Origin of the sequence: Flammeovirga pacifica (assembly GCF_000807855.2) — a bacterium.
Lineage (GTDB): Bacteria > Bacteroidota > Bacteroidia > Cytophagales > Flammeovirgaceae > Flammeovirga > Flammeovirga pacifica.
The window spans coordinates 4,769,285-4,775,790 of sequence record NZ_JRYR02000001.1 but is presented as its reverse complement, the minus strand read 5'-3'; the positions used below and the strand labels follow the sequence as shown (position 1 = coordinate 4,775,790).

The 6,506-nt window shown below is 30.6% G+C and carries 7 protein-coding genes; 4 read left to right on the top strand and 3 right to left on the bottom strand.

Annotated features, from left to right (window positions below):
- The coding region (locus NH26_RS19000) for a hypothetical protein (protein ID WP_158021964.1) at nucleotides 1–307 on the top strand (307 nt) is incomplete at its 5' end.
- Between the two features lie 103 nt (nucleotides 308–410).
- Here NH26_RS19000 and NH26_RS18995 read toward each other — a convergent pair.
- Nucleotides 411–1,214: a class I SAM-dependent methyltransferase gene (locus NH26_RS18995; RefSeq protein WP_044223584.1), complete on the bottom strand. Its 804-nt coding sequence runs from the start codon at nucleotides 1,212–1,214 to the stop codon at nucleotides 411–413.
- Between the two features lie 10 nt (nucleotides 1,215–1,224).
- Entirely contained in the window at nucleotides 1,225–1,701 is a 477-nt protein-coding gene (locus NH26_RS18990) for a hypothetical protein (RefSeq protein ID WP_044223582.1), read from the bottom strand.
- Between the two features lie 188 nt (nucleotides 1,702–1,889).
- On the opposite strand from NH26_RS18990, the gene NH26_RS18985 reads away from it, so the two are divergent.
- On the top strand, nucleotides 1,890–2,693 hold the full coding sequence (locus NH26_RS18985) for a murein L,D-transpeptidase catalytic domain family protein (RefSeq protein ID WP_044223579.1): 804 nt from the start codon (nucleotides 1,890–1,892) through the stop codon (nucleotides 2,691–2,693).
- 395 nt (nucleotides 2,694–3,088) lie between these two features.
- Here the strand turns inward: NH26_RS18985 and NH26_RS18980 are convergent, their stop codons facing one another.
- Entirely contained in the window at nucleotides 3,089–5,020 is a 1,932-nt protein-coding gene (locus NH26_RS18980) for a tetratricopeptide repeat protein (RefSeq protein ID WP_044223577.1), read from the bottom strand.
- Between the two features lie 335 nt (nucleotides 5,021–5,355).
- On the opposite strand from NH26_RS18980, the gene NH26_RS18975 reads away from it, so the two are divergent.
- Together NH26_RS18975 and NH26_RS18970 are read left to right on the top strand one after the other, a co-directional pair.
- Complete coding sequence (locus NH26_RS18975) at nucleotides 5,356–5,733, top strand: group III truncated hemoglobin (protein ID WP_044223576.1); 378 nt, start codon at nucleotides 5,356–5,358, stop codon at nucleotides 5,731–5,733.
- 111 nt (nucleotides 5,734–5,844) lie between these two features.
- Nucleotides 5,845–6,495, top strand: a complete 651-nt coding sequence (locus NH26_RS18970) for a SanA/YdcF family protein (RefSeq protein WP_044223574.1) — start codon at nucleotides 5,845–5,847, stop codon at nucleotides 6,493–6,495.
- Nucleotides 6,496–6,506: the final 11 nt, after the last annotated feature.

Here is a 6,506-nt window from a genome sequence, read left to right as displayed (position 1 = left end):
CCTTTCCTTTGTGATTGATCAAGAAAATACCGTAAACACTAAGCTTTATACTCCTAATGGATATTACAACAATGCTGTTTTAGTGTTTACACATGAAGAAACTGGAGAAGTAATATCGTTTGATTTAATTGGTAAAGTACCAACTAATGAAGGTCAAAAAGAATTGAACTTCTCTACTAAATTTATACCGAAAACGGAAGGTTTCTATCAAATACATGCTCAGTTTGAGTATGTTGGAGAAAGTCAAGGAATTATCAAATCTGAGGACTTAACTATTTCAACAGGTGCTTTTGTACCTACAAAATAACAATCAGGGTTATTAAATATAGTGAATTTAATCAAAGACCTAGGTAGCAAATGCCACCTAGGTCTTTCTTTTTTTATATCAATTTTGATTTAATCTTTTATAATTAAATCTTATTTTTCTCTACTAAATAAAATCCGCAAGTGGTTACGAAATTTCTTAACCAAGGAATATCTCCTAGAATCGGGATTTTCTTTTTAGGCTTTAACCCAAATTTATATTCATAGATGGGATTTATAAAAAAGTGTGTTTTTTCCAGAACGCTATAGTTCTGTTCTTTACATATTCTTTCAAACCTTTCTAATGAGATTCCTGTAGATTTTATATCCATCAGTTCCCTTACAAGACCTTTGCTTACATTTCCCCTATCCAATATGAATTTATATATAGGCGAAGGGAGTAAATGGTAATATGGAAGTTTAGATAGCAACTTACTTTCTACTATTTGCTGATGTCCTCCAAAAGGCATTTGCCAAGGAGGAAAACCGAAGAATATTTTACCGTGCTCCTTTAAAAAAGAACGGAAGTATTGAATGATTTTCTCTTGATCAGGAATATGTTCGATAACATCCTTCAATACAATTAAATCAAACTTGTCTTCAAAATCTTTGTCTACATCTATATCATAAACATTCTTTCCTATAATCTGTGCTTTTCCTTGGTCTATGTATTCTTTTAGAAACACATTTGCCAATTCCACTCTAGGTAGGCTTAATTCAACACCTACGCCAAAACATCCTTTTTCGAGAAATGCTTTGAGAACACCCCCTTCTCCACAACCTACTTCCAATACTCTTAAGGAAGAGGTAATAGGTAAGGATTGCTCAATAAAAGGTAAGACGTATTTATTTGCGTTATCCGTTTGTATATTAAAATAAACTTCTTTGTCTTTATGAAAATCAAAAGCCATTGTTTGTTCTCTAGTTATTTGATGGTGTTTCAGTTTCTAAGATAAAACTAAGGTAATCACCAAAATAATATATTGCTACGTTCATGACAATTGCCCAAAATACGGCACTCATAAACATATAAGTAATAATTTTCCTTTTCTTAGCTCCAAAAGATAATGCTATCAACATTCCTATGGGTGGTCCAAATAAACAAGGAGTAAAAAAAGCAACTCCCATCATCCCATACTTTTGCCAAATATTGACAATAAGACGGTTACGTTTTGTAAAAAGCTTTTTATCCTTTCCCTTATTAAGCCATAGCATAATTTTTTTCCTTGCTTCTGTTCCGGCATAAGTCAATGACACAACAGTCAACATCATACCAAATACAGTAAGTATTATTGTTTCAACTATACTTAAGCCAGCACTAAATCCTACAATTGGACCAAATAAAAATTTTATGGCACTTGTAAGTAAAAGGGATATATATTTAGTAATTAACTCCAATTCAAAAATATTATCTATAGGTCAAAATAAAAACCAAATTCAAAAGCCTTATTATTAAACTACATCCACCTATAAATCAAACACTTAGAATAGATAAATAATAATAAGATATTAACTTAATTATAATAAACATTCTCATAACATTTTGTACTTTTACCGTATAAACTAAAAAAACACTTGTTATTAGAATGAATTTCAAATATAAATCGTTATTACTTTCAGTTTTTCTGATCTGTTTTAACCTAACTAACATATTTGCTACACAACCTTTGGTTGAATATCGTGATGAGGCTACAACAGAAGTAATACAATCATTATATCATAAAGCTAAGTTACAAGATTATGGTCTATCTTTTCAAGCTTTTGCTCAGGGATTAACAGGATATTTAAATCTTCTTAGTAATGATAAGATTAATAATACTCGAATTTTAAGTATAGTTGACTTTTCACAACCCTCGACAAATAAACGTTTGTATGTGATAGACATCAAAAAAGGCGTTCTATTAATGAATACTTTAGTGGCTCACGGACGAAATTCAGGAATGCTCTATGCTGATAAGTTCAGCAATACCAAAAATTCTAAACAATCAAGTTGTGGTTTTTACAGTGCCGCTGAAACTTACTTTGGGAAATATGGCTTGTCTTTAAAATTAGATGGTCTTCAAAAAAACATCAATAGTAAAGCTAGAGAGAGAGCAATTGTTATACATGCTGCAAAATATGTGTCTCAATCATTTGTGCATCAAAATGGATATTTAGGTCGTAGTTTTGGATGCCCTGCCCTATCTTACAAAGATCATAAACAAGTAATTAATACCATAAAAGGTGGATCGGTATTCTTCGTCTACTCTAATCAAAATAAAGAAGAGTCCCAAGATGTTTTATCAGAATTACCTAATAATGCATTAGAACTATTATCTCATTATACTTTATCTACACCATCGATGATGGAAAGAGATATACCTAACCATAAAATAGAGATCACTAAATAATATTAAAGCAAATAAAAAACATTAATCTAAGAGTTGTATGCACCATTTGAGTGATACAACTCTTTTTTTATGATGAATGATAGTGTATCCAGAGGTGTATAATGATGTTGTGTCAGTAGAATAAAGAGTTATTTATAGAACATTAATCATGGAAAGACATGTTGATTGATTAACCTTAGTTCAATAACTAATATTACTTAGGCTATTGGAAAACCAAGACGTTCAACTCTGGGTTTATATACTGTAGAAGAAGACTTATTTTGTTTACATGATCTGTATGCTTTGTCGTATACTTCTATGAGATAAAAAATGAAAACCCTCTACTCCTTATAAAATAAAAAGGCTAACTCATTCCTGAGATAACCTTAATATTTTGAAAGTTGTTTAAGTAGTCCTTATTTTAAAGTAGTGACAGATAAATCATGATCTTGTTGTACAAAACCTAAATTCTCTGCCTTTTTTAAATCTTTAGCTGCTTTATCTGGTTTCCCCAATTTTGTGAAAGTCATTGATCTGTAATACACCAAACGCTTATCTTCTGGGTTTACTTTTAAAGCTGAATTGAAATACTTTAATGCTTTCTTATAATTCTTCGAATTAAAAGCAACAATTCCTTTTACACCTGTTAATTCAGGTATATTTTTATTTAAGTTTTCAACATCAGTTATCTTTTGTTCTGCCTTGGTATTATTTCCAAGAATAGCATAATTGTATCCCATTAATACATGAGCAGAAGAATAAGATGGATATTTATCTATTGCTTTCTGAAGTACATCATTAGATTTACTCAGCTCCCCTTTCTCCATGTATGCGATACTTTGTCCATAAAGATCTACATATTTTGACTTACCGATGTTATTCAATTTATTGAAGTCATTTAAAGCATCGTCAAACTGGTTTTGCTTAATAAATGCCCAGGCTCTTTGATGTAAAACATAAGAGAAATCAGGATATAATTCTAGTGCTTTATTATAATCTTTTAATCCTTCAGAAAAATCCCCTTTGGCCATATATACATCTCCTCTGTAAGAGTAAACTTTTGCAGTGTTAGATGACAATAAAATAGAATGATCTAAATCTTCTAATGCTTTATCGAATTCCTTCATTAAGAAGTTTACATATCCTCTTTGTTGTAAAGCATAACCATATTTTGGTGATAAATTAATTGCTTTAGTAAACGCCTCTTTGGATGCTTTATATTCCTTTTTGGCTAAATATGCATTTCCTAAAAGTGAATAAAGATATGCTTCGTTGGGGTTGATAGCTTTGGCTTCCTCTAAAGTAGAGATACAAAGATCAAACTCTCTAACGGCCAATTGTGATTTTGCTTTTTCTAGGAGTGCCGAATAATAATTCGGTGTATAAACTAACGCCGAATCAAAATCACTAATTGCAGTTATAAATCTTTTCTGATAAGCGTGTAATAATCCTCTTTGATAAAAGGCATAACTATATTTTGGTGCTAATTCTACAGCTTTATTAAAATCCTCTTCGGCAATTTGTAATTTACCCATTTTGAGGTACAACTCTCCTCTTCTACAATGTGCGTAAGCATAATCAGGATGAATTTCTAATGCTCTACTGTAAGCATATAATGCATCTTCATATCTCATAGCATGAACAAAAACATCGCCTTGAAGGCTTAATAATTTAATATTATCAGGACTTACAATTAAACCTTTATCAATTACTACAATAGCGGAATCAAATTTATTTTCCTGAACATATATTTCTGATAAATGAGTATAGGCATCAATTAGTCCTACTTCAAATAAAGTAGCTTTGGCAAAATCTTTTTTAGCAGATTCTAATTTTTTCATCTGTAACTCAGCAATCGCACGACGATGATAATACATACCAACATTAGGTTCTAGCTGTATTGCTTTATCAAAATCTTTGATACTTCCTGAATAATTACCAGTATTTGAGTAAGCTTCTGCTCTAAATATATAAGAATTGACAAATGCAGAATCTACTTGTATTGAAGCCGTAAAACTATTTATGGCATCTGCATTATTTCCTTTACTTAATTGTACATATCCTTTAAGGTAATATGCCGCAGGTTGCATAGCATTAATAGTAATCGCTTGATCTGCATCGTCAAAAGCTTTATCTAAATCTCCTTTCGCTATATACAATTTAGCACGCTCTAGATAAGCGACCTCATTCATTAAATTGAAATCAATTTCATTTGAAAAAGACTCTATAGCCTTATCAATTTCTCCTTTTTGGGCATACATCATCCCTTCTCCCATCCAATTTTGAGCGGTAGAGAAGTGAGATATAAAGAATAATGAAATGACAAATAATTTAATGTAAACTTTCATAGAGTAATTTTATATAAAAAGGTTCACTATAATAAACCCCGTTTGTTGTTAATTCGACCAACCTATTAAAGTTTATTAATGAATATTTAACTTACTTTAGAAGCTAGGCAGCTCCTGACTACATAATTGGTCTAACTTTATTTAATGTCAATAGAATTTCATTTACCATTAAACATAGGTTTAAAACTAGATAAATAACATTCCATATTTACTCAATATACTATTTTCAATTATTTTTATAATAATAGGTGTACAATCTATTATCAAAAAAGATTAATTTTTAAACTTTTATCTCGAGAATAGTTGGGTTAAATTGTGGATAACAAACTTAGAATATGAAAGATTTAGAAAATAGAGAAGACATCATCCTACTGGTCAACAGTTTTTATGATAAGGTAAAACAACATCCTACATTAGGTCCATTTTTTAATGAACAAATAAAAATTGATTGGGATAAACATTTACCAATAATGTATGACTTTTGGGAAAGTAATTTATTTTCAGTCAATAAATACAAGGGAAACCCTGTAGTCACCCATCAGTCAGTTGATAAAATATCAAGTATTGAACAAAAACATTTTGGCCATTGGTTACAATTGTGGTTTAATACATTAGATCAACATTTCCAAGGAGTTAACGCAGACACTTTAAAATCTAGGGCACGTAACATGTCGCATATGCTATTTATGAAAATCTTTCAAGGCAGATTATAGTCTGCTCTTTTTAGGCCAAAAACACATTTAATTGTGTTATAACTAATTTTAAATCTAATTGAATAGATGTTTTGTGTTTTCAGCTTTAATCTTTAAACTCGTACTTCAATTATGAGAATTAAAGGAAAATATATTTTTTTATGGAGTATTGTTTCAGGACTACTCTTTACTATTACTGCCATTTACATTAACCAACATGTGAGTGAAAAAAGTGCTCCGTTTATCTTGGAACATGATAATATGTCGGTATCATGTAAAACGGGATTATTGTTGGGGACTAGTAATTATTTACAAAGTGGAGCACCAAACCCTTATTTCATCAACAGAATACAAGCTGCTACTAAATTATTAAGAGAGCATGATATTGAATTTGTGATTGTAAGTGGAGACAATCGTACAAAAAATTATAATGAGCCTAAGAAAATGAGAAGTGCTTTGGTTAAACAAGGTATTTCCAAAAAAAATATTGTGATGGATTTTGCAGGATTTAGAACATTAGATTCTGTTGTGAGAGCAAAAGAAGTTTTTGGTCAGGATCGGTTTATCATTATCTCTCAAAAATTTCATATTGAAAGAGCTATCTATATAGCAAGGTATCATGGCATTGAAGCTTATGGATACGCTGCAGAAGATGTTCCATTCCATAAAGGGTATTGGGTAAAGTACAGAGAAATTTTAGCAAGAGTTAAAATGTTTCTTGATTTGTATGTCCTCAAAACAAAACCCAAATTTTTAGGAAAGGAAGAAAAAGTAGGTGAATAAAAAAGGTACTG

Excerpts from the sequence above, each read along its gene's own strand:
- NH26_RS18995 (WP_044223584.1), bottom strand. The coding sequence starts at position 1,214 with ATGGCTTTTGATTTTCATAAAGACAAAGAAGTTTATTTTAATATACAA.
- NH26_RS18985 (WP_044223579.1), top strand. The coding sequence starts at position 1,890 with ATGAATTTCAAATATAAATCGTTATTACTTTCAGTTTTTCTGATCTGT.
- NH26_RS18980 (WP_044223577.1), bottom strand. The coding sequence starts at position 5,020 with ATGAAAGTTTACATTAAATTATTTGTCATTTCATTATTCTTTATATCT.
- NH26_RS18975 (WP_044223576.1), top strand. The coding sequence starts at position 5,356 with ATGAAAGATTTAGAAAATAGAGAAGACATCATCCTACTGGTCAACAGT.
- NH26_RS18970 (WP_044223574.1), top strand. The coding sequence starts at position 5,845 with ATGAGAATTAAAGGAAAATATATTTTTTTATGGAGTATTGTTTCAGGA.